Here is a 21,497-nt window from a genome sequence, read left to right as displayed (position 1 = left end):
TGGTGTAGCAGCATTCTCGTTAAGGTTTAGGAAAAGATATGCATAATTCAGGCTTAGAAATAGAAAATTGCGCAGAATATTAATAAAAACACAAACAATCACACAATACCGTTTATTGTAAAATCCTAGGCAGTTCACAGTGCCCACCAAAAAACACCTTATCGCCCACACAGGATAAGGTGCTTTTTTGAATCAGTCTTTGAGTTTCCGTTTCAGTTCGTCCACGGCGCCTTTGGCTGTTTCTTTGGCGTCCGCTAACTTTTCCTTGGCTTTCCCAGCAGTGCTTTGGGTTTTGCCTTCCGCTTCAAGTTCTTTGTCGTCGGTGAGCTTGCCGCCGGCTTCCTTCGCTTTGCCGGCAAGTTGGTCCTTTTGGCTCTCAAATTTTTCGTTTTCGGTCATGTTTGAACCACCTTTCCTAGGAATACTGTTATTGTAACAAGCGTCAAGTCTAGGATTCAAGCAATGTGTTGTAGCAAACAGATGAGACAAAATCGTCGTTGCTAACGATGATCGGCTTAGGCTTGTTGGCAATTGGCACAACGCTCGGCAAAGCCTTGACCCGAAAATCAAACTAACTGTGAAACCACCATTCGCTGTGAATGGTGGTTTTTGCTTGCGGTTGATACGCAAAATAATACTGAAAAATTTAAAAAATAGTTTTGAAATTTATTTTATAGGGCTGGTCAGTGAATTGCCAAGCGTTACACAACTCATTTTCAAACGGATGTTCGCGTAGCCGGTTGACTTTGTGTTAGTGGGTTGTAATAATAGCCGTGTCAGATCAAAACGTGATCAAATTGGGTTTAAGGCGTTAGATAATTTCGATCAATAGGTGGTTGATTTGGATAGCTAATATGCAAAGTATTGGGGGCGATACAATGATGACAGCAATTAATATTGATTAAAAAAAGCAATTGCGATCCATTGGATAAGGCAACATTACAAGCTCATAATGAAATAAAACGTGGTGACTATAATAGTTTCCAAAGCGTCAATGACTGTTTTAAGGATTTAACCCAACGTGAAGATTGGGCAAGCAAAACTGTTTAAAAAACAGGCACGTGCAATGTAGCGTAGAGGCGCAGCTAGGTTGGTATTGTATACAATTACGACAAATAATCTTGAAAAACGATATGCGTATCGAGAGCACACCTTAAAAGGCAATCGTGAATTGCGTGTTAGTGGCGGCGATTGGTTATTGCGCTATCGCGTTACTGCGGTACGCTGACTTTGTGGTTGTTAGTGACCGACACACATCGCGACGTGTTAAATATTGAATCATCAAAAATACCCAGCAAGGTTAGTCACCTTGCTGGGCAGTATCAGTCTAATAATGGAAGAAAAATAAATAATCGTTAATAAAAATTTGTTCTAGTGCATCCGTGGTGTTCAATGTGAAGTGCCAATCTGGCAAGTAGTAGCAGTGCCATTGGTCGTCTAAATGCGCCAATACATTATACTGAATGCGACCAAACTGGTAGGGCGCGTGTTGCGCGTTGACCCGACTTAAAAAGTTAATGTTGGTGTGCGGTTTATAGCAGAGCTGTAAAGCTGACATTTGAAATAGATCTGGCCGGGTGATTTGAACGGTAAGTGCACTGGCATCCGGCGCAAGCGTGACGGCTGTATCTTGATAAGTTGCGTTCACTGGCGCATCAAACAGCGCCAACTTTAAGTTTTCAAACGCTGGCAATGGGCCAGTGGCTGGATCACCGTTTGGCATATTTAACTGACTGCTTAGGTGAAAATCGGCCTGATCGCGTAGAATTTTAAAACATTCGGCTGTGGTGTGGCCTGCATTTAACAAGGCGTCATACTGGTGGTCCACCGGAATCGTACGTTGGGCCACTGGTTCAGATACGGTAGGAACTTTAAACAGTCCTTCTGAAGGTGAAAAAAGTTGCTGGTCGTTAGTCGCTAAATTAGCTAAAAAATGATTGCGATAGGCGCTGATCAAGGGACCGGTAAACAAGGCCACCATTAATCGTAATTTGTGGGTATCGCGGGCATAATGGGCGGCCAGGTTATCACCATATTGTTGAAGCTTAGCGGCAGTGTCTGCTGTCAGCGTCAACGTACCAAGACAGAGCTGATTTTCCAGGCCTAAGTCGACCCACAATGTGTAATCGCTATCATTTTCGACGTAAATTTGATAGCGGGCGACATAATGAGTTAAAGGTTGGTAATGAAAAAGGATAGCGGCGTTTTCGAGTTGGGACTGACGAGTGGGTACAATGTCAAGCACGGCCACCGGTTCAGCTTGGCGCACGGCGTCATCTGAAAAATGCGTGGTGGGCTTGAACTGTTTGAACAAAGTTTTCATGTGCGAGTCCTCCGATTACAATAATTGCCAGGGCGCTGTTGTAAAACAAACACCCCACCAGCTTTTATTGTAAAAGCTAGTGGGGTGAATTGAAAGGCTTTTTGTGAATGAACAATCAAAATGAAACACTGGCCATCAAAAAAACGGATTGCGTTATGAAATGTATCGCGCAATCAGCTTTTTAAAATCAGCGGTTATTTAATGGCCTTATCGTTGGTTTCAGGGCCCCATAACCCAATGACGATTGCGGCAATCAAGGCTAAGACCGCAATCCCATAATAAATGAAAGCAGTGGCAACTTGGGTGATCATAAAAGCAACAACCGTTGGCATTAAAACGTTTAACAGCTTTGAAACACCATTGGCAATTCCAGCACCACGGAAACGATGAGTGGTTTCGAATAATTCATTCGTATAAACGCTGATCACCGTAGCCATAGACGCATACAGTGAAATGGTCAGCAAGAAGCCGTTTAAGACGATTCCAATGGTGGTGGTCTCGTAAGCGTAAATAATCCCTAAAATGGCAGTAGTCATAAAGGTGGTGATAATGACTTTTTTCCGACCAGCATGATCCACTAAGGCAGCGCCAATCGCAGCACCAACTGGCGCACCTAACATCATAATGGCGGAAAATCCAATGGAGCTCACAATACTAATGCCACGTTTTAACAACAAAGTTGGCATCCATGACGTGAACGTGTATTGGCATAATAAGGTGGCACTGACCCCAACAATGGCGATAAATAGACCGTGAGCAAAGCTAACGTGGCTAACCGGCTGATGGTGGTCACTAAAGTCATCGTCAGCGTACAATCCACGGGTGGTTAATTGTTGAATGATAACATCGGCTTCATCCCGACGCCCTTTGGCCAACAACCAACGGGGAGATTCAGGAAAATGCCGCCGTAACAGCCATAGCAGTAATGCGCACAGGCCCATAATAATGAACATTGAACGCCAGCCTAACCGTGGAATCGCAAAGGTGGCAATCAACAACGTGATCGGTGCGCCGGTATTGGCCACAATGGCATTTAAGCCTGACCAGTGTCCCCGCCGTTTAATAGGGGCAAATTCGTTGACCACCGCATAACCAGTGACGATCTCGGCGCCTAATCCAATAGCAGCAATTAACCGACAAATGATCAATAGGGTGATATTAGGTGCAAAAGCAGCTAGCAAGGTAAAGGCACCGAATAATAGCAAGTTGATTTGATAAGATTTTTTACGCCCATAAAAATCACCAATATAGCCAGATAAAACTGAGCCAATAAATAATCCTAAAAATCCGCTAGATAAAAAGAGGGAGCCTTGTTGAATCGTGGCAAAGCCTTGGGCCACCATGGCGCTGTTAATGGCACTGGCCATGTACACGTCGGCAGCATCTAAAATCATCCCGGCACTGGCCAATGCGAATACTTTATAGAATAAAGGCGTTTCTCGCGCCGTGTTGAGTTGTTGCTCTAAACTTAATTTTGCTTCCATAACTAGCCCTCCATATATTGCGTCATATTTTCTGGGGCGTACTGCGCCTCACGGGTGTTGACTTGATTCAAACCGACAAATTGATTGAACTTGTTAAAAGTAATCATTTGTGCTTCGGCAGCCGTGGTGGTACCGTCATGCTGTAGTGTTTGGAGCAATTGTTCTTCAGCATAAGCTTGAGTGTAGGTCATGGCCGTTGGGTGGACCACGATGTTAAAGCCTAATTGTTCCAAATCAGCAGCCGTGGTGAGTGGTGTTTTGCCACCTTCGATCATGTTGGCCATGAGTGGTGTTTGTGGAAAAGCCGCGTGGATCTGTTCTAATTCAGCGACACTTTGTGGGGCTTCGATGAAAATCAGATCGGCGCCAGCGGCTTGGTAACGTCGGCTACGGTCGATGGCATCAGCTAAGCCATAAACAGCCCGGGCGTCTGTACGCGACATGATCAAAAAGTCGTCGTGTTTCCGGGCGGCTTTGGCGGCCCGAATTTTAGCTTCTAAGACCTCAGTGGGTTCAACCTTTTTACCGGCCATGTGGCCACAACGTTTCGGCCAAACTTGATCTTCGATGAAAATGCCACAGGCACCGATGGCTTCATAATTTTCAACTGTTCGGCGCACGTTATCCAAGTCACCATAGCCGGTATCGGCGTCAGCAAAAACTGGAATGTTGGTGGCATTAATGATCTCCCGACACCGTTCGAGCGCCATACTGAAATCGCTAATGCCACGGTCTGGCATGGCTAAGGTAGACGCGCTGGTGGCATAACCAGCAGAGAAAATTGCTTGGGCACCAGCTTGTTCAGCAATTTTAGCGGCTAAGGCGTCTGGGGCAACCACCATGCGGACAATGTGGCCACTCATGACTTCGGTTTTAAATTGATAACGCATTTGTTCATTTTTCAGCATAAGCGAGTGCTCCTTTCAATAACGTCTGTAACGCTGTAGCCTGGGCCTGGTGGGCTTGTTGGGCCAAATAACCGGTATCCAACCAGCCGGTGATCCCGTCGATCATATTGGTGGCAGGGGTCCAAGTGGCCAGCAATGGGAGCGGTTGTGGTCTGGCGGTTAGGGCTTGCAACAAGGTTGTCGCCGCGTGGGCTAGGACAATGGCATCGGCACCGGCTTTCGCTAAATACTGAATGCGTTGTTGCGCACCAGCGCCGCCATAATCCCAAAGGCCGTCTAGTTTCACCCAAAGTTGGGTAGCAGGATTTTCAAAACTGTCCTTGGCGGCGCGCACTTTGCCTAGCAGATCGGCAGGCGTGGTAGTGGCCGGTTGTGCCATATTGTGCGCCGGATAAGTTTGGTCATTTAGCAGTAAAATATCACCACCCGAGCGTTCCAATTCTTGTGCGGCGTAATAGGTGTTTAGCGGGTTGCCAAAACCAGACTGCAAGTCAGCAATCACCGGCACTGTTTTTTTCAGTTGTAGATCGCGGACAAATTTGGCGTATTCTGAAATGGTCAATAACCCAGGATTACGTTCTGCCAACAAGGTTGTTGTGGTTAACGTGGCATCTAAATAAATGGCGGGTGCTTGCCCAGCGTTTAAAAGTTGGTATGTGGCGCCATCACCGGCCGCCGGTAAAATTGTTTGGGGATGGGTGCTGAGATAATGTAATAAGTTCATGATAAATCGACCTCCAGTGAATCAAATTTGAAATAAAAAACGCCCTACGAAGAAAAATCCTCGAAGGGCGCAATTGAGATTGCACGGTACCACCTTGTTTTTGCCGCTAAGTTACAGCAGCCTTGCGAGCGTGTCAAATAAATTTGACAGATTCGCTGGCCCGATAATGAGGGCAGTCAATGACGACTTCTTTCGTCGCCGCCATCGCTCCAAGCCTACTTTCCTGATTGTTAAGTTACGTTCGTCACATCACCAGAACGCTCGCTGAAACTTCAAATCAGTACTCCTGCTTTTCATCACTTTTTAATTATTTTTTAATGTGGTAGTAGCATAACGCATTATTTTTTAATTGTAAAGTGGCTATTTCAAATTGAATGCAAGCGTAACAGCTTTCATAGCTGCTATATCAAATGATAATTGAATTAATTTAAAATGAGAATGACTGTTATGATCAATCCGACGTTATTTGACATGAAGTGGTGATGTTGTTGTTTGGACTTTTCCATAGGAATCTTTCCGTAAGAGCCAAATTATCTGAGGGTCATGCAGGAAGGCCGTCAGCACGGCTTTAAAGGTGCTTGACTATTTCTAGGCGAGGCTTTTATGTATTGGATGCTGTGTTTTATCTTTGCCAGCGTCTTGCGTCAATTATCGCTGCAGTAAACCGCTTGCGAAATAGCAAACGTCCAGTTATGCTAGGGCTAAATGATGAAAGGGGCGCTTACTATAATGTTAACTTGGACCACTGTGCAACAACATCAAACCAGCCTATCACCTACCACACAACAGCAAAGCCGATTACTCGCTTTCCTTGTTGCGCAACGCATTAAATTGGGCATCACCCAACAAGACTTCGCGGCCTTGATCGACATGAAGCAACCGCAATTGGCTAAAATTGAACAATTGCAGTCGATGCCGTCACTGACAACGTTAAATCGTTATGCCAAAGGCTTAGGGCTTCAAGTGACATTGGCGTTGACGCCATTAGAATCGTAATCAAAAAGCACGACCTCGCCAATCCGAGTCGTGCTTTTCATTAAGCTGCCACAAGGCCTTTTCGGCCATTATGGGTCATATATAAAATCAAACCAACCACGATCACATCGACCACTGCGGCGCTACCGTAACGCAGGCCAGCGGCAGCGTGCGGCAACAGGCTTGTGGTGATGCCTTGGGTAACCAGGTAGACCAAGGCCACGATCATAATCACGGTAAATAGCCACCACAGTCCTTTGCCAAAGGCATTCCCTGTTTGTTGCCGTTTGGCGATCCAAGGCATCATAAAGCCTAGAATGACCATGCCAATTGGCACCACAATATTCAAGGTAAGCATTAGCGCAAAGGTTTTTTCGTTGGCATCGGTAGGGAAGAAGCCTAGCACTGCCAACAAGAAGGTGACCACTAGCATCCACAATCCGACGATAAAGCCTAATTTATCTGATTTGATGAAAGTGTAATCTGGTTTTGGAAAACGGTCTGCATGACGCCGCACCATGATGTAAGACCAGAATAAGAAACAAGTTGAAAACGGTGATACAATGCCGTTTAAGTTTAATAGCCAGTTGAAAATATCATTGATTTTTGGCAACATCCCACCTAATGCCATGATCAACGCACATAAAACGGTGGTCAACCAGTAGCCGTTGATCGGTAGACCATCGGCGGTTTTCTTGGTTAATTGCCGGGGCATGAAACGCTTGGCCACATCGGATAAGAAGACCCGAGTAGAGGCGTCCAAAATGACGGCTAATTGGGCTAACATGTAAATTCCTTGGACCACGGCAAACAGGTACATTAAACCGTTGCCCATGCCAAATTGTTTACCGATGGCTTGAAAAGCGTAGTATGAACCGTTCATTTTCAAGTCGTTTGGGAGGTGATGGGCGTTAAAGTACACACCTAAGGAGAAGGTGCCAAACAAAGTTAAAAACATGGTCATAATGGCAATCATTTTTAACGCCTTCGGAAAATCCTTTGCCGGATGCTTCATATCTGCCGTATACGGCGCGGCGAGTTCAGAACCGTTCATGGCAAATACGAACAGGCCAAAGGTCGATAGGAAGCTCAGCGACCAAAAATTTTTCGGCATAAAGGAACTGAAATGGAAAGGATGGGTGGCAACCGGATTGCCATGGGCCAGTCCGACGAAGGTCATGATCACAAACAGCACGGTCATCACAAACATGGCGCCACCCCCAATGGTGGACATGACTTCCAGTGATTTATTTTTAAAAAAATGTTGGAGCCAAATGAAGACAATGAAAATCACAGCGGTTAAAATACCGAACCAAGCGTTGCCTAAATTGGCTTGAATATTGCCGTTCCCGTTTTTGATCCAGCCAAAGGAAATGACTACGGAATTGGCCACATCCACCACGTAAGGCAGGCCGGTGATCCAATAAAACCAAGCGGCAAAATACCCGACTGTATCGCCGTTTGTTTGGCGCATCCAGCTGGTGATCCCGCCGCCGTGTTCCGCAAATGTGGACCCCATGTGCGCGACAATCAAATTATACGGAATGACATAAAAAATGGTCATGATCACCCAAGATGTAACGGCGACCAAACCTTGGTTTTGAAAGTTATAAATAATGTCATCAAAGCCGATCACGGTCACGAAATCCATCAGTCCCACGATCACCCAAGGAATATAGTGTTTTTGTTTTGTTTCAGGTTGCATAAATTACCTCCAAAGTCTGTAGTGTCAAGCGACAACCACGGACCCTGGTGCTTTATTGTGAAAGAGCACGTGAGCCTCCTTATATTGAAATCTAAAAAGTAACAAATCTTTTTGTATTTTAGCGGAATTTTTGGTAAAAAGAAACACTAATGAAGATTTTCCAGCAATAAATCACTTAAACGTTGGGCAATTTGCTGTTGTTGTGCTGTTTGCGCGGCTAAAACGTATTGGTCTAAGACGCCGATCACACCAGAAGCGAGAAATTGTAGTCGCACAGGATCGTGTTGAAGTGCTGGATTATTGCGCCACAGCGCCTTTTGCTGGATCTGCGTTTGGACAAAGGTTAATAATTGTTGGCGATAATCGCTGGCGGCACTACTGGCCAAAATCGCTTGGATCAAGGGCTGATGCTGGTCAAAAAAGTCTAACCAGACCAGTGTTTTCGCTTGGAAATCGTCATCGCTGATCTGTTCGCAAATTTTTGCTAACGCTTGAAATAATTGCGTCACCATTTCAGCGACCAGTGCGTATTTATCGACGTAATGCAGATAAAAGGTTTTCCGGGCCATATCGCTGGTGGCGCAAAGGCCTTTCACGGTGATTTTATCTAAGGGTTCATGTTGCAATAAGGTTTGTAATGCCAGTTGCAACTGTTGGCGTGAACGCTTGACCCGCCGGTCTTCTAATTGAGGCATGTTAACACCACACTTTTTGAAATTTGTAACTTAAGTAACAGTTGGCGCCAATTGGTCATTGTGTTGTGGCGCTACTTTTAATAATATACTCGTGAGCAGTAAGTAACACAAGTGTATTATAAAGGAGCGTTTAACAATGGAACAAAAACAAATTCAATTTGCCAGTCGGCATTTTAACTTAGCAGGGGTCCTAAATTTGCCAGATCATTTGGACACGACGGTGCAACATCCCGCAATCGTGGTCAGTCATCCCAGCAGCAGTGACAAGCAACAAACATCTGGTTTATATGCGCAAAAACTAGCAGCGCAAGGTTTCATTACTTTGGCGTTTGATGCTGGTTATCAAGGTCAAAGTGAAGGCACACCGCGCTACATTGAAGACCCTGCCGTGCGGACGGAAGACATTAGCTTTGCCATCGATTATCTGGTGACGTTGCCTTACGTGGATGCCAACCGGATTGGGGCGCTGGGAATTTGCGCAGGTGGTGGTTACACCATTAATGCCGCTAAAACAGACCGCCGGATCAAAGCAGTGGCTACAGCCGCAGCTGCCAATGTTGGGGCGGTTTATCGCGAAGCATTTGGCCCAGATGCGACTTTGTTGCAAACCTTAGAGCAAATTGGCCAGCAACGAACAGCGGAAGCACAAGGCGCTGAACCCATGATCACGCAGTGGATCCCGAATAGCCCAGCTGAATTGGAACAAGCTGGTTATCAAGATCGGGATTATATTGAAGCAGTGGACTATTACCGAACACCGCGTGGGCAAGACGAATTCGCACCTAATCACTTGCGCTTTACCAGTTTGGCGCAAGTACTGGGCTTTGACGCCGGTCACTTGGTGGAAAAGCTGCTGACTCAACCATTGTGTTTGGTGGTCGGTGAAAAGCCAGGTGCGTTTGGGTCTTACCGCTTTGGTTGGGAAATTTATGATCGGGCGGCAGCAACTGATAAAACATTGACAGTGTTACCCGGTGTTAGTCACTATGATCTGTATGACCAACCAGCACCTGTGAAGCAAGCATTAGCGCAGTTTGTGCCATTTTTCCAAGCGCATTTATAAATGATTGATCAACGTCGCCAGTGTGCGGCGTTATTTTTTTAAAAAATTTTAAAATAAAAAAACGAAATCAAATGTTTTAGCGCATCTTAATTATAGAGCAGGTCAAAAACCGCTTTAATTCAATTAAGGAGCGCTTTAAACATGGCATTAAAGTTACAACAGTTACACGTGGAAAATATCAAGGACATTCAGGACGGCACCATTGATTTTCGACAGGTCGGGCCAGTATTAGGACTTTACCCGCTGACGCAGGCGAAATTGGCCATTCAAATCGGTGACATTTTCAAATTTATGCGGGAAATGATGGATCGCGGCCAAACGGTCGGCGCTGTTGAAGCCAGTACGGCGCTGGCAACACTAAAACAAGTCAGTCAAATTGAATTGACCTTTAAAATGGATCAAGCACTGATCACTTATCAAGTGGCATTTACCCAAACAAATTTGGCTAAATGGAAGATGAATGGTGTCCAAGTCGTCCGGGAAAAAGTGTGCTGCCAAAATATTGGCGTGGCAACAACTCAGATTTTATTAGATTATCGTAATCCAGATTTAGCAACAACTGAGGAAGACGCGCAGCACTTGCCCCTTTGGTATTTAACCCCCAAAGCATGTCAATGTGTGGCGCGCTGGTATTTATTAAAGCAACTGCAACAGGAGATCGAAGCACGTAATAGCTCGTTTTTATTTTCTTGGGGCTGTGACAATTTATTATCGCAAAGGGTATTGCCCCAACGCCTGGAGGAGGTTCGCAACCAATTGATCGATTGGTTGCGGCAAATGAGCCTTTATACATTTCATGAAACCAATGATCTTGAACCGGCGTTTCCACTTCCTAATCATTTTTCAGGGATAACACCGATTGCGATGGACACACCTGAATTAGTGCTGGAAGGTGATTATCGTGAAGCCAAGCGCATTATGCGCCAGATCAATTACATTTTAGCCGTTTTAAAGCCTGATTTGCGACTCGATCTTTTTCAAAATGATTTTCATAATTGGCATCGGATTCGGATCAATACGCAACGAGGGCCGCAATTAAATGAGTTGCCGTTGCCGCTAAAACATGTGATTTTCTGTTTGGGAGGTCTCATTGAAGCTTATCATAACCCAAACGCCTTGGTTGTTTTGCCCCGCACGGCTTTAGACGTACCTCGCTTTACGGCGTTAATTGCAGTATTGGCCAAAAATGCCAAAGGGCAAGTGATTTTCACGGCTGCCGATACCCGTTTAATGACACCATTACAGCCAACAGCCTGTGTCCTGGTCACCGACCAAAAAAAGGCACATTACCAATCTTGGACGCGCCATGCTTTTCCAATCCAGCCGGCTGAAACGCCTTGTGTGTCGCTGGTCACTTTACGCAAAGCCTTTGAACAAGCAACCACTTTCGCCATGCAATTTTAGCGGCCACACTGTAAACGTGCGCGCCAATCATCAGTATTGTTAGCGAAAAACAGCATAAAAAACGAGTCAAGCGTTCGCCTGGCTCGTTTTGATTCCATCTTAGTAACCGGTTTGATTGTTGTCGGCCGCTCCTGTATTTGGGCTGGTACCAGCACTTGTACTGGCGTTGGTATCATTGCTAGCACTCGTGTTATTGTCAGTGTTTGTGTTACTAGTGTTATTACTGGTGTCAGTACCAGTATCGGCGGTGCTATTGGCATTGTCCGTTGCACTGCTTGTGGCGGTATTGTTGTCACTGCTAGCAGCCGTCGTTTGTTGGGTGGTTTGGTCAGTCGCAGTAGACGCTTCGGCCGCGGCAGCATCTGTACTAGCCTGGGTAGCGGCGTCATCAGAAGATGAAGCAGCCGCCGAAGCAGCATCTGCGCTGGCCTGGCTTTCTGATTTAGCCTTTGCTTTGCTTTCTGAAGCCGCTTTGGCCTTGGCCCGTTTTTTAGCAGCTTTTTTATCGGTTTGAGCTGACGTCTTGGTTGTTTTAACTTTTAGTTGATCAGCAACTTGAATTGAATTTCGTCGTGATTGCGACCAATCCGCATTTTGTCGACCACAGGCTGCCAGCGTTAGCGCGGCAACGAATGTGAGACACAGCGTGATGCCTTTTTTCATAAGTAATTCCTCCAAAATACTGTAAGTGCGTGTGATTCAAATCAAATTTAAACGCAAGTTAGCGTGTAGCGGTGATTTTGCCGTCAAAAGTGACGCAGGACAATCACGCTTATTCTTATTAAAAACTAATTTGCGTAACCTGACAATCATTATTTTGAAAATTTGGCGGCCAATTACGATTAAACTGTAACTGATTGGCATCAATTGTGCTTAAATTGACGTGAATTGTCCTATTAAAAGACGTCAATTGCCCGTAAACTAAAGCCATTAACTTGAAAAGGAACGGTGAAGACAATGACCAAAATTTTAGTAACAGGCGCCAGTAGTGGGATGGGCTACCAAATTGCAACGGCTTTAGTGCAGCAAGGGTATCAGGTTTATGGGGCGGCGCGACAGGTGACGAAAATGCCAGCCAATGTGATCCCATTGTATCTGGATCTGACAGATGAGGCGGCGATTGAAAAAATGGTCACGCAAATGGGGCCGGTGGATATGGTGGTCAACAACGCAGGCTATGGGGCTTATGGTGCCATTGAAGACGTTACGTTGGCTGAAGCCCGCCGCCAGTTTGACGTGAACCTGTTTGGCTTAGCCCGTCTGACCCAACTGGTGTTGCCACAAATGCGGGCACAAGGGCACGGCCGGATCATCAACATCGGTTCCATGGGCGGCCGCTTTACCACTTATCTGGGGGCTTGGTATCACGCCACCAAGTATGCGCTGGAGGCCTTCACCGATGCGTTACGCATGGAAAGCAAGCCGTTTGGCATTCAAGTGATCCTCATTGAACCTGGTGGCATTAACACACCTTGGGGCCAAATCGCAGCTGACCATTTGGTACAATCAGCCCAAGGCGGGGCCTACGCACAACAAGCTCAAAAGGCAGCGCAACAATTAGCAGCGACCTATCATTCACGTTGGTTATCGCAACCAACCGTCATTGCCAATACCGTTTTAAAAGCCGTCAAGCGTCGTCATCCCCGGCCGCGCTATTTAGTCGGTGCCGGTGCTAAACCACTGGTGTTGCTGCATACCCTGTTACCCACGCGCAGCTTTGATTGGTTAATGGTGCACTTCACCTAGACCAAAGGACTCATCGTGTTCGCAAAATCTTAGGAAAACGTCATCTTGACGTGGTACCATTAACAGTAGATCGAGGAACAGAGAAAGCAGGTTAACAAATGAAATACGCAGTGCACACACAATTACGTCGTTTTCTTGGAACAATTGGCTTAGATCTTGCTGATTTATTTCAACGTGCCGGTTTACCGGACCGAACTTGGCAGGAAACCATCACGCTGACCCCAATGGCGTATTATCAATTTTTACAAGCTATTGACAGCCAATTAACGGACGACCAAATTTTGGCGTTAAGCGACGTGGCCAACGTACAATTCTTTTTCCCACCACTATTTGCAGCGCTAGCGGCCCAAAACGGCTATCAAGCAGTCCAACGTTTAGTGGCCTATAAACAATTGATCGGCCCGGTAACAGCCCAATTGACGGAAACGACCACAACGGTGGCGGTGCACTTTGATTTTATTTATCCCGCTATGGCGCAAACGCGCTTAGCCTTGTTAGTCGAACAACTCTCGCTATTAAGCCTATTACGCACCGGCACCCGCCAGCACATTGTCCCGTTGAAGATCAAAAGCCCGGTCACTTATGGTGCGGCGATCCAAGATTATTGTGACGTGATGCCACTGGCTAGCGATGACAATCAAATTGTATTGACCAAAGCCGCTTTGCAAAAACCGTTTAAAACAGAAAATAACGTCATGTGGCAGTATTTAGAGCCAACGTTAAAGGCCAAGCTTGCGCAACTGACAGCCGCTGCTTCCTTGGCCGCAACCATTCGCAAAGACCTGATCACCGCCATTCCTAGTGGTCAATTTAGTATTGAAGCCATCAGTCAAACGTTAGGCTTAAGCCCACGCACCCTGCAACGGAAGCTGGCACAAGAGAAAACCACTTTTAACAAATTATTACAGGAAACGCAAAGCCAATTAGCGGTGAATTACTTACAGGACTTTAAACTCAGCAATGCGGAAATTGCCTATTTAGTGGGTTATGCTGAACCCAGCGCTTTTGCAAGGGCCTTTCATCGCTGGACCGGTGAAACCTTGGCCCAGTACCGGAAACAATTGGTGCATTAATAGAAAAAGGGTGTACTTCTGGCCTAAGCGTTTTATAATGAAAAAAATGATGCAAAAGGACTGAGGAAATGCAGGGTGTTAATAAATTGGGAAGTGAGCGGCCATGACCGATCGACGGGCACTGTGGCTGATGATTTTGGTTGTGGCAGCGTGGGGTGCCTCCTACATGTGGATGAAAGTGGCGCTGGTCAGCTTAGCACCTCTGATGCTGTTAGGGCTACGTTTTACGGTCGCCTTTCTGGTCACTGGTGTGGTGTTTCATAACGCTCTCCAACGGTTGACCCGGCATGAAGTCAAAGTAGGCCTTATTTTAGGCACATTACTATTTCTGACCTTTGCCCCGGTATTAGTGGGGTTACAACACACCAGCGCTGCCACAGTGGGCTTTCTCACCAGTACTACGGCGATTTTCGTAATCGTTTTAACCGCGATCATCCAGCAAACTTGGCCCACACCGGTTGCTACAGCCACCACGCTGACCATGTTGTTAGGCCTATACTTAATGTTGGCCAGCGGACCGCTGCAAATGAACGGCGGTGCCTTGTTTTGTATTTTAGCTGCGGTGGTGTACGCCATTTATATTCTGGTTACGTCGCATTACGCCCACCAAGGCAGCGCCGGTTTAGGCGTTAGCGTGTTACAACTTGGCGTTGCTGGCGTTGAAGGCCTGATTGCCAGTGCCTTTGCCGGGCAAGTTCGTTTACCGCAAACCCCAACCCAATGGGGCGCCGTATTGGCGTTAGGCTTGATCTGTAGTGCCTTTGGTTTTATCGTCCAAACCAATGTCCAACATTATTTAACGGCGGTTACGGTAGGCTTGATCTACTCCTTAGAGCCGATCTTCGCCGCCGGATTTGCGTTTTACTTTCTCAACGAACGGCTGAGTCCCCGCCAACTGATCGGCGCTACCATTGTCTTTGCCAGCGTCACCATTGCCCAATTGGCACAATCTTGGGCACAAAGGCGAGTTAGGGCAAAATAAATGGGAAACTGATGTATATTCATTGAACCCCATGACTAAACACCGTACACTGAAGATACTCCTAAAGAAATTGGACCTGGACAAGCTAATTTCTTAAATGTTAATTTCATAATATCCTTTTTTCCGCCTCACAAGTTGAGGCGGTTTTTTGCTATAATAAGGGCAATTTATTTGGAAGGGAAGTTTTAGCATGTTAAGTCAGCAACAGCGTCGCACCATGTTGGTTTTGGATGGTTTGAATTTCTTATTAGCAGCGGTTAATCTGCGAACCGCCGTACGCCAGTATCACGCATCATTAGCTGCAGCACAGGCCCCTCAGCATGGCTGTCAGCACAGTCATTGTCAACACCAGCACCGGTTACACCACTTCATGCGGTTGCACGTACAAGCCCATTGCCGTCATCATCGTTTCAAGCAACAGCACTGTCACCATTAACCAACCAGGAAAGAAAGTGTTTCAATGAAGGCTTTGTATTTTAACGAATTTGGTGGCAATGAGGTGCTACAGTATGGCACGGTTGCGACGCCGGTACCTGGTGCTGACGATGTGTTGGTACAGGTGCAATATGCAGGTCTGAATTTTGCGGACATTTATCGCCGTCGTGGCACGTATCATTTGGAACCCCATACGCCGCATATTAACGGCTATGAAGGACTAGGCACTGTTGCGGCCGTTGGTGAAAATGTTACGCATTATCAAGTTGGTGCCGCAGTTTTCTTTGTGGACACTCCGTTAGCACAAGCAGAATACGTGGTCGTACCTGAAAGCCATGCGCTACCAGTGCCAACTGACCTGGCCCCAGAAACGATTGCAGCAATCGGTTTGCAAGGCTTAACGGCTGACTTTTTGGCACACGATTTAGGTCAAAATCAACCAGGTCAGCGGGTATTGGTACAAGGGATCAGCGGTGGTGTCGGGCAACTGTTGTTACAAATTTTAGTGGCGGATGGGCTGCAAGTGGACGGCATTACGTCGACAGCTACCAAGCAAACACTGGCCTTACAACAAGGGGCAACACAGGTCTTTTTACGTCAAAATTTAGAACAAGGTGCACAACAAGGGCAGTATGCCACGGTTTACGATGGTGTCGGGCGTACCTTGCCGCAAAGTCTAAAATTAGTGCAACATCGTGGTAAAGTGGTCTTTTTCGGGATGGCTGGTGGCAATCCACCAGCACTCGATCCAATCGCACTTTTAAATGTGTCCAAAAGTCTGTTAACAGGCGACCTATGGGACTACTTAACCAGTTATCAAGCGCGCTTCCAGCGTAGTCAGCGCCTATTGACTTATCTCCGCCAGGGCGCGCTACAAGTTGCACCACCTACGATCATCCCCTTGCAAAACGGGGCGCAGGCCTATGCGCAGTTGGAATCTGGTCACAGTCACGGTAAAATTTTGTTGCAAGTGGCAGGCAGCCATTAAATGAACCAGGCGCTACCGTCTGATGATCGGTCATAACTGATTTTCAGGTGTGCCCCCGGTGACCGCACGGCATGCCAAATTGGCGCTTAAAATCAGTGTCATTTGTCAGCGCAACATGACTTGGAAACTGATGCACCAGTGAATGAAATTTTAGCGCCAATGTGCTAAGCTTGATGAGCACAGTAAATAAGGGGGCAACACGTTGATTACATTAAAATCAGATTATGAAATTGAAGGGATGGCCAAGTCTGGCGCGATTTTAGCCGGAATGCATGTTGGTCTACGCGACATTATTAAGCCAGGAATCTCCAGCTGGGAAATTGAAAAATTCGCTTGCGAATGGATTGAAAGTCATGGCGCGACACCTGAAGAAAAAAACGTTGATGGCTACAATTATGCCACTTGTGTTTCGATCAATGATGAAGTGGCGCATGCCGCACCACGCCGCGGCTTAATGCTGAAGGCTGGCGACATTGTGGCAGTGGACACCGTGGTAAACTGGCAAGGCTTTATGTCCGATTCTTGCTGGACTTATGCGGTAGGTGAAATCAGCCCTAAGCGTCAGCAATTAATGGATGACACCAAAAAAGCCATGTATTTAGGCATTGACCAAGCGGTTGTTGGCAACCGGTTAGGTGATATTGGTTATGCAATTCAGCATTACACCGAAGATCTGAAAGGTTACGGGGATGTGCGTGAATTGATCGGCCACGGGATTCAACCGACCATGCATGAAGCACCAGATGTGCCAGCTTATGGCAAACCAGGCCATGGCTTACGTTTAAAAGCTGGCATGACCTTGACCATTGAACCGATGATCACCACCGGTACTTGGGAAATCGCCAGCCGGCCACAACCACATGAAGACTGGGAATACTATGTCACCGCTGATGGTTCTGATTGTGCCCAATATGAACATACCATTGTGGTGACCAATGATGGTCCTAAAATTTTGACCAGCCAAGATCCAGATCTAGATGCAAAATATTTATTGTAATGAAAAAAATCGTTTACTGCTTTATTGGCAGTAAACGATTTTTTATTACCATTTACGCAAAAAAAGTCGCTTTCAGTGATAATATTTTTAGACGGGAACACACGTTTAAGAAAACTTTAAAAAGGTTGTTATAAAATATTTTTTTTGATAAAGTGTTGTCATACGCAGAGGGAGGTTGCAGCAAAGCAGTCGGCTACGACGCTAACAAACATATTAAAGGGGTTGGTGAGATGCGTTTTAGAAGGTTACTTTTAAGTGGGTGTCTGCTGTTAATTGCAGCGATAACGGTGGGCCTTGCAAGCGGTGTTTTATGGCGGTTACCGGTGCGGTTATTAACGTTTTATCATGAACTAGGGTTTGCCAGTCTGTTTGGCGTCGGCTTATTACTAGGAACGTTCGCCATTTTGGCAGCGTGTTGGGTCTGCTTGGCAATTGCTCGGGGATGTTGCAAAACGGCAGGCCTTGACACCACTTGCCGTTACAGCTTTAGCGCGGTTAAAATGGGCCTGCGTCGGGCTTTGTTGCCAAGTGATTTATTAAATGGCGGCTGGTGGAGAGGCACCGGGCTTGATGGTCATTGGGTTGGTGTTTATCCCGTTTGTTATCAGTGTGTTTTTAGCAATATTACAACGGTAGTAGTTGACCAATTAAAAAAGCCTGATCACAGGCTTTAAAGCATCATCTGGCGGAGACTGATCGGGGTGGTTTGCACGGTGCCATCATTGCGAACCACTGTGATAAAGCCTTGTACAAACCAGAAACTATCTAAGTTATCAAACGTTGCGTTGCCCACCCAAGCATTGGTTGCCGGATCAACAGCTAACGTTGGTGTTAATGTTTTGACCACAGTGGCCTTTTGACCTAAGGCTGGTGCGGTATAAAGTTGAATGTTGGTTTCAACGGCTTTGATGTTATCAGCCGTCGTGTGTGGGGCTAAGTAAAAATTAACTTGCGTTACAGTTGTTGATTGGGACCCGGTTAAATCATAAGCGCAATTGGCCAATAGTGGCGTTACTTGTTCAATTGGCGCGAGAATATCGACTTTTAAGGAACCGCTTTCATTATTTTGCGCCGCAACAGCTGTTCCAAATAGTGATAAACCTAACAGCAACATAAAACCTCGTTTGAATGATCGTCCCAACATGAAAAACACCCCTTCGCATAATTTATCTTATCATTATCATAATTGATATGTGAAGCTCAGCGCAATTGATACGCCTGTGTTTTGATAAAAAATCTTTGAAAGGGTGGCCAATGGCAATTAAAAAACCACATGCAAGTCGCATGTGGTTTCAAAGCTTAACGCCAACGTTGTTCGATACGTTGCTTTGTTTGGCTAGGTTGTGTTGCGCCATCATTAGCAGCAGCGTTGGCCTTTTGATTTGTCACTTTTAAGGTTTGGGAGGTACTTTGGCGACCGTTTTGTGTGGCCACAACTTGGTAAGTACCAGCAGCTAAATGCCGGGCAACAAAATGGCCTTGTGCGTCAGCACTGGTGTTTTCCACAACTTGCCCATTACGGGTAAATTGTACCTTAGCACCGGCAGATGTGATGCCTTGGATCTGCGTTGAGCTAGCAGATGCGGTTGCCGGAACGCGTACATCAAGTTGACTTTGCCAGCCGCCTAATAACCCAAATGCAGCGACGACTAGTACGCCCAGTCCAAAACGATTAATTGATTTCATGTTTCATGTGCCTCCACGGTAATTTCTTTTTAAACAGGGACTAGTATACCGCAGATGAAATAGGGATGGTAGCAATAAGTTCATGTAAACGTTTTAGTGTTGCAACCAATTTTGTAAACCGCTAAAATGTGCTTCGATCCACCCAATGATACGTCCGGTGAGGATGGCTGCCACTAAGGTGCCTTCACGCACGCCGATCAAACGATGACTGAAAATAAAGGCCAAGCCGATTGCCATGACCACCATCGTAATGTCGGTACGAACTTTCATTTTGGCAAAGGGTTGATGGAAACGAAAAGCTAAGGCCGCGGCAATGCCTTCTCCTGCCATGACAATGGCTCGGGAGTTGACTTCGAAAAAGACACCCCAGGCTAAGCAGACCGTACTGATCAAGGTGAGAATCGCTTTGGCCCAGTAAGTTTGCGGGGTTAAAAAGCTAAAGACAGTCATAAAAAAGTCGATCAGTGCACTAAAGATAATGGTCGGCACCAATTGAAGCACGTTCCGCCAACTAAAATCACGTCCCAGAACAATGGCTTCTAAGACCACCACTAACGTCATGAAAATCATAGTGTTTTGACCAATCGTCAGTGGGGTAATGATCGATAGTACATTAGGGACGCTAGAGATTGGGGAAGTGCCTAGGGTGGCAATTTTGGCTAAGGCAATACTCATGGCCATGATTAAAATTCCCAGCACCAAAGTAGCATAATGGCGTAATTGATGTTGCCAAGTATTAGTCATGTGGTGCCTCCTGGCGCAAGGCGTCATAAACATGTTCTAATTCGTGTTGTAATTGTGCTAAGTCGATCTCAGGATGGGCTTGGGAAAATTGTTGCCACCATTGGGCGTTGAGGTTTTTCAATTCAGCAGCGGTTTGTTCACCAGTAGCGGTGAGGGCCACCAAACGACTGCGTTTATCGGCGGGGTTGGCCTGACGCTGAACCCAGCCGTGTTGTTCCAATACCTGCAGGTCCTTGGCAAGTAAGCTAGGGTCAACACTGTTGGCTTTGGCAATTTTTGCCTGGGTCAGGTTAGGATGATCGCTGATAAAGAGCAATAGATCACTTTGAGTGGCGCGCACATTTAATTTAGCGATTTGCTGATTCAAAGCACCTTTTGACAGGCGATAAACGCCAGAAAGGTATTTGGTTAAAGGCGATGTTTGCAAAAAAGGACCTACTTTCAAATTTAATGGATATCTCCATTAAATTCCAAAGCAAGCCTTTTGTCAATGGTTAGAACAGTGGAAGTAGCCATTGAACAGCGATCCAGCAGATGATTGGAAGGGTGAAAATGGCAGCAATGGTTGTGACAAATACTGCCCCAACCGCATAATCACCATCCGAGCCAGCATGTTTGGCTAACATGACGATTGCGGACATTGCCGGCATCCCCGTCAGGACCATCAGCGTAAAACGCATACTAGCTGGAATCGGCACAAACTGCAACGCCATAAAAATCAGCAATGGCAAGATCAGCATTTTATAGAGCACTAAGCCGTATAGTTCCCGGCACTTTAAGTAGCGCCTAATTTGCAAACCAGCAAACACGGCGCCTAAGTAGATCAATGCCAGCGGGGTCGCCGTGGCCCCGACTTTACTAAGGGCGCCGTCTAAATAGGGCGGTAACTGCACCCCGACTAAAATCATCAGCAACGCCAACGCGATGCCGACGGTGGCGGGGCTGATCAATTTATGCCAGTTAAAGCGCTCGCCACTGGTTAACTTGATGCCAACGGTCCATAACATCAGCTGGTCCACAATGGAAAATACGGCCACGTATAACATGCCCCGACTGGGAAATAAGCTGGTAAGAATGGGAATTCCCATAAAGCCCACATTCCCAAATAGACTAACGGCTTCAAATACTTGCCGCCGTGGCGCCTGTAAATGAAACAAACTTGCGGCCACTGTTCCTAAAGCTAGCAATAGCCCGTATAAAAGTGCCGCCAGCACTAATAGCGGCCAGGTTTGAAATAAGACGGTACGAGTAACCCCGTGCAGTGTGTTGGTAAAAATCAACAGCGGTAAGGCTAATTTGATTACCACTGCAGAGACCCCAGCAATCCCACGCTCATTTAAAACCTTGGTTTTCACCAGTAATACACCCATGATCATGTAAATCACAAACAAACCAATTTGTTGGATCACAATTTGAAATTCAGCCAATAAAACCATCCCTTCATCATTTGTAACTGTCTTCACTATCTTAGAGGTTTAAGGGGCGCAGCGTCAACTGAAATTAAATCGTTTACCCCGCAGCGTGCGACTACTATAATGAAAAGGATAACGTTCAGTCAGGCACGG

The 21,497-nt window shown here is 46.3% G+C and carries 23 protein-coding genes and 1 other annotated feature; of the genes, 10 read left to right on the top strand and 13 right to left on the bottom strand.

The window, feature by feature from the left end; genetic code table 11:
- Positions 1-192: 192 nt before the first annotated feature.
- From FC07_RS13470 to FC07_RS13450, 5 genes are all read right to left on the bottom strand, one after another.
- Positions 193-399, bottom strand: coding sequence for a CsbD family protein (locus FC07_RS13470; protein WP_057905608.1), 207 nt, complete (start codon positions 397-399; stop codon positions 193-195).
- Positions 400-1,327: 928 nt separating this feature from the next.
- Entirely contained in the window at positions 1,328-2,323 is a 996-nt protein-coding gene (locus FC07_RS13465) for a hypothetical protein (RefSeq protein ID WP_057905607.1), read from the bottom strand.
- 194 nt (positions 2,324-2,517) lie between these two features.
- Positions 2,518-3,807 carry an MFS transporter gene (locus FC07_RS13460; protein WP_057905606.1) on the bottom strand — a complete coding sequence of 430 codons (1,290 nt, stop codon included), beginning with the start codon at positions 3,805-3,807 and terminating at the stop codon, positions 2,518-2,520.
- A gap of 2 nt (positions 3,808-3,809) precedes the next feature.
- A complete protein-coding gene (locus FC07_RS13455) occupies positions 3,810-4,715 on the bottom strand; it encodes an isocitrate lyase/PEP mutase family protein (protein WP_191981099.1) in 906 nt (301 codons plus the stop codon).
- Positions 4,702-5,439 (bottom strand): isocitrate lyase/phosphoenolpyruvate mutase family protein, encoded by a 738-nt coding sequence (locus FC07_RS13450; protein WP_057905613.1) that lies wholly within the window; start codon positions 5,437-5,439, stop codon positions 4,702-4,704. The genes FC07_RS13455 and FC07_RS13450 overlap by 14 nt, the downstream gene beginning before the upstream one ends.
- A gap of 60 nt (positions 5,440-5,499) precedes the next feature.
- Positions 5,500-5,745 (bottom strand) — a binding site (T-box leader).
- Positions 5,746-6,168: 423 nt separating this feature from the next.
- Between FC07_RS13450 and FC07_RS13445 the strand changes: the two genes are divergently transcribed.
- Positions 6,169-6,435 carry a helix-turn-helix domain-containing protein gene (locus tag FC07_RS13445; RefSeq protein ID WP_057905605.1) on the top strand — a complete coding sequence of 89 codons (267 nt, stop codon included), beginning with the start codon at positions 6,169-6,171 and terminating at the stop codon, positions 6,433-6,435.
- Positions 6,436-6,475: 40 nt separating this feature from the next.
- Here the strand turns inward: FC07_RS13445 and FC07_RS13440 are convergent, their stop codons facing one another.
- Positions 6,476-8,119 (bottom strand): APC family permease, encoded by a 1,644-nt coding sequence (locus tag FC07_RS13440; RefSeq protein ID WP_057905604.1) that lies wholly within the window; start codon positions 8,117-8,119, stop codon positions 6,476-6,478.
- A gap of 146 nt (positions 8,120-8,265) precedes the next feature.
- Entirely contained in the window at positions 8,266-8,814 is a 549-nt protein-coding gene (locus FC07_RS13435) for a TetR/AcrR family transcriptional regulator (RefSeq protein ID WP_057905603.1), read from the bottom strand.
- A 136-nt stretch (positions 8,815-8,950) separates the two neighbouring features.
- On the opposite strand from FC07_RS13435, the gene FC07_RS13430 reads away from it, so the two are divergent.
- Both FC07_RS13430 and FC07_RS13425 read left to right on the top strand, forming a co-directional pair.
- Complete coding sequence (locus FC07_RS13430; RefSeq protein WP_057905602.1) at positions 8,951-9,877, top strand: alpha/beta hydrolase; 927 nt, start codon at positions 8,951-8,953, stop codon at positions 9,875-9,877.
- Between the two features lie 141 nt (positions 9,878-10,018).
- Entirely contained in the window at positions 10,019-11,281 is a 1,263-nt protein-coding gene (locus FC07_RS13425; protein WP_057905601.1) for a hypothetical protein, read from the top strand.
- 99 nt (positions 11,282-11,380) lie between these two features.
- Here FC07_RS13425 and FC07_RS13420 read toward each other — a convergent pair whose 3' ends face one another.
- Positions 11,381-11,944 (bottom strand): hypothetical protein, encoded by a 564-nt coding sequence (locus FC07_RS13420; RefSeq protein WP_057905600.1) that lies wholly within the window; start codon positions 11,942-11,944, stop codon positions 11,381-11,383.
- A 294-nt stretch (positions 11,945-12,238) separates the two neighbouring features.
- Between FC07_RS13420 and FC07_RS13415 the strand changes: the two genes are divergently transcribed.
- The 7 genes from FC07_RS13415 (at position 12,239) to FC07_RS13385 (ending at position 18,176) form a co-directional block, all read left to right on the top strand.
- Positions 12,239-13,027: an oxidoreductase gene (locus FC07_RS13415; protein ID WP_057905599.1), complete on the top strand. Its 789-nt coding sequence runs from the start codon at positions 12,239-12,241 to the stop codon at positions 13,025-13,027.
- Positions 13,028-13,125: 98 nt separating this feature from the next.
- A complete protein-coding gene (locus FC07_RS13410) occupies positions 13,126-14,100 on the top strand; it encodes a helix-turn-helix domain-containing protein (protein ID WP_057905598.1) in 975 nt (324 codons plus the stop codon).
- A 103-nt stretch (positions 14,101-14,203) separates the two neighbouring features.
- Positions 14,204-15,082, top strand: a complete 879-nt coding sequence (locus FC07_RS13405) for a DMT family transporter (protein WP_057905597.1) — start codon at positions 14,204-14,206, stop codon at positions 15,080-15,082.
- A 190-nt stretch (positions 15,083-15,272) separates the two neighbouring features.
- Entirely contained in the window at positions 15,273-15,518 is a 246-nt protein-coding gene (locus FC07_RS13400; protein WP_057905596.1) for a hypothetical protein, read from the top strand.
- A gap of 24 nt (positions 15,519-15,542) precedes the next feature.
- The gene (locus tag FC07_RS13395) at positions 15,543-16,505 is read left to right on the top strand and encodes an alcohol dehydrogenase catalytic domain-containing protein (RefSeq protein WP_057905595.1); all 963 of its coding nucleotides are present in this window, start codon (positions 15,543-15,545) and stop codon (positions 16,503-16,505) included.
- Positions 16,506-16,707: 202 nt separating this feature from the next.
- Positions 16,708-17,502: a type I methionyl aminopeptidase gene (gene map, locus FC07_RS13390; protein WP_057905594.1), complete on the top strand. Its 795-nt coding sequence runs from the start codon at positions 16,708-16,710 to the stop codon at positions 17,500-17,502.
- A 230-nt stretch (positions 17,503-17,732) separates the two neighbouring features.
- Positions 17,733-18,176, top strand: a complete 444-nt coding sequence (locus FC07_RS13385; RefSeq protein ID WP_057905593.1) for an SH3 domain-containing protein — start codon at positions 17,733-17,735, stop codon at positions 18,174-18,176.
- On the opposite strand, the gene FC07_RS13380 is transcribed toward FC07_RS13385, so the two are convergent.
- From FC07_RS13380 to FC07_RS13360, 5 genes are all read right to left on the bottom strand, one after another.
- Positions 18,173-18,646 (bottom strand): hypothetical protein, encoded by a 474-nt coding sequence (locus FC07_RS13380; protein ID WP_057905592.1) that lies wholly within the window; start codon positions 18,644-18,646, stop codon positions 18,173-18,175. The genes FC07_RS13385 and FC07_RS13380 overlap by 4 nt on opposite strands.
- Before the next feature lie 155 nt (positions 18,647-18,801).
- Entirely contained in the window at positions 18,802-19,188 is a 387-nt protein-coding gene (locus FC07_RS13375) for a carboxypeptidase regulatory-like domain-containing protein (protein WP_057905591.1), read from the bottom strand.
- Between the two features lie 93 nt (positions 19,189-19,281).
- Positions 19,282-19,932 carry a YczE/YyaS/YitT family protein gene (locus FC07_RS13370; protein WP_235807525.1) on the bottom strand — a complete coding sequence of 217 codons (651 nt, stop codon included), beginning with the start codon at positions 19,930-19,932 and terminating at the stop codon, positions 19,282-19,284.
- On the bottom strand, positions 19,925-20,359 hold the full coding sequence (locus tag FC07_RS13365; RefSeq protein ID WP_057905590.1) for a MarR family winged helix-turn-helix transcriptional regulator: 435 nt from the start codon (positions 20,357-20,359) through the stop codon (positions 19,925-19,927). Before FC07_RS13365 ends, FC07_RS13370 begins: the two co-directional genes overlap by 8 nt.
- Before the next feature lie 67 nt (positions 20,360-20,426).
- A complete protein-coding gene (locus tag FC07_RS13360) occupies positions 20,427-21,359 on the bottom strand; it encodes an AEC family transporter (protein WP_162255885.1) in 933 nt (310 codons plus the stop codon).
- Positions 21,360-21,497: the final 138 nt, after the last annotated feature.

This window comes from Loigolactobacillus bifermentans DSM 20003, from assembly GCF_001434575.1.
GTDB classification, from domain to species: Bacteria; Bacillota; Bacilli; order Lactobacillales; family Lactobacillaceae; genus Loigolactobacillus; species Loigolactobacillus bifermentans.
The sequence above is the reverse complement of the archived record's forward strand: the minus strand, read 5'-3'. Positions and strand labels throughout refer to the sequence as shown.